This window comes from Microcoleus sp. D2_18a_B4 (assembly GCF_036702475.1).
GTDB lineage: Bacteria > Cyanobacteriota > Cyanobacteriia > Cyanobacteriales > Microcoleaceae > Microcoleus.
In genome coordinates this window covers 297,057-299,377 of the sequence record NZ_JAUBTL010000001.1, presented here as the reverse complement: position 1 = coordinate 299,377, position 2,321 = coordinate 297,057, and the positions used below count along the sequence as shown (strand labels likewise).

At 51.5% G+C, this 2,321-nt stretch carries 1 rRNA gene; it reads right to left on the bottom strand.

Features of this window, described 5'->3' with window-relative positions:
- A 23S ribosomal RNA gene (locus QUB04_RS01320) occupies nucleotides 1-2,213 on the bottom strand; the annotation flags it as partial.
- Between the last annotated feature and the right edge of the window lie 108 nt (nucleotides 2,214-2,321).

Sequence of the window (2,321 nt, the reverse complement as noted above, 5' to 3'; positions counted from 1 at the left end):
GGGTAAGGGTTAGAATTCTAGCCTCGCTAAAGTGGTATCTCACCGTTGGCTCGATTCTGCCCACAAGCAGAACTTCACAGCCTCCCACCTATCCTGCGTAAGCGAAGCCCGAACACAATTCCAGGCTATAGTAAAGCTTCATAGGGTCTTTCTGTCCAGGTGCAGGTAGTCCGTATCTTCACAGACAATTCTATTTCGCCGAGTCTCTCTCCGAGACAGCTCCCAGATCGTTACGCCTTTCGTGCGGGTCGGAACTTACCCGACAAGGAATTTCGCTACCTTAGGACCGTTATAGTTACGGCCGCCGTTCACCGGGGCTTCAGTCGCTAGCTTCGGTTACCCTAACCAACTTCCTTAACCTTCCGGCACTGGGCAGGCGTCAGCCCCCATACGTCGTCTTACGACTTTGCGGAGACCTGTGTTTTTGGTAAACAGTCGCCTGGGACTCTTCACTGTGACCTACTTGCGTAGGTACCCCTTCTCCCGAAGTTACGGGGCCATTTTGCCGAGTTCCTTAGAGAGAGTTATCTCGCGCCCCTTGGTATACTCTACCTCCCTACCTGTGTCGGTTTCGGGTACAGGCTAACATTGCTTATGGTGTTTAGAGCTTTTCTTGGAAGCCTGACATCTACCACTTCCCTCCCGTGGGAGGTCGTACTCGTACCTCAGCTCAAGACGTTTTCTCCGTCTCTCAACACCTCGAATACTTGAACCGGTAACCAACATCCGGCTGGCGATTGCCTTCTCCGTCCCTCTGCACCAACAATGTCAGGTACGGGAATATTGACCCGTTATCCATCGACTACGCACTTCTGCCTCGCCTTAGGACCTGACTCACCCTCCGCGGACGAGCCTGGCGGAGGAACCCTTAGGGTTTCGGGGTGTAGGATTCTCACCTACATTTGCGCTACTCAAGCCGACATTCTCACTTCCGCACAGTCCACACCTGCTTGTCGCTAGTGCTTCACACCGTTGCGGAACGCTCCCCTACCAATACATGACTTTGAAATCATTTATTCCACAGCTTCGGTAGACTGCTTAGCCCCGTTCATTTTCGGCGCAGGAGCGCTAGACCAGTGAGCTATTACGCACTCTTTTAAGGGTGGCTGCTTCTAGGCAAACCTCCTGGTTGTCACTGCACTCCCACCTCCTTTATCACTTAGCAGTCATTTTGGGACCTTAGCTGGTGGTCTGGGCTGTTTCCCTCTTGACGATGAAGCTTATCCCCCACCGTCTGACTGGCCGAGTACCAGTTTAGTATTCAGAGTTTGCCTCGATTTGGTACCGCTCTCGCAGCCCGCACCGAAACAGTGCTTTACCCCTAAACTTAATCTCGACCGCTGTGCCTCAACACATTTCGGGGAGAACCAGCTAGCTCCGGGTTCGATTGGCATTTCACCCCTAACCACACCTCATCCGCTGATTTTTCAACATCAGTCGGTTCGGACCTCCACTTGGTGTTACCCAAGCTTCATCCTGGACATGGTTAGATCACCCGGGTTCGGGTCTATAAACAGTGACCTGTGCTTTCACACGGGCGCTCTTGTCAAACTCGCTTTCGCTTTGGCTGCAACCCATAGGGTCTTAACCTGCCACTGCCTATAACTCGCCGGCTCATGCTTCAACAGGCACGCGGTCAGACGTTAAATCGTCCTCCCACTGCTTGTAAGCTAACGGTTTCATGTTCTATTTCACTCCCCTTCCGGGGTTCTTTTCACCTTTCCCTCGCGGTACTGGTTCACTATCGGTCACACAGTAGTATTTAGCCTTACGAGATGGTCCTCGCTGATTCACACGGGATTTCACGGGCCCCGTGCTACTCGGGATACAGTCACGCTCTTTTCTACTTTCGACTACAGGACTTTCACCTTCTCTGGTGCAGCTTTCAACTGCTTTGTCTAGCTTCAAGATACGTTAATTGACTGTCCCACGACCCCAGAAGTAAAAACCTCTGGTTTAGGCTGTTTCCCGTTCGCTCACCACTACTTGGGAAATCGCTATTGCTTTCTCTTCCTCCAGCTACTAAGATGTTTCAATTCGCTGGGTTCGCCGCTATCAGTCTATGTATTCAACTGATGCTTACTGGGTTGCCCCATTCGGACATCTCCGGATCAATGCTTGCTTCCAGCTCCCCGGAGCTTATCGTCGGTCGCCACGTCCTTCTTCGCCTCTGTGTGCCTAGGTATCCACCGTTAGCCCTTTGTAACTTGACCACTTGATTCTTTCATGGTGGTCGCTTGTTTTATCTTCCGATTTCTCGGATGATAGACACGCTTTGATGACTTAATTTCTATGCAGTTTTCAAGGTTCTGACTAGAGTT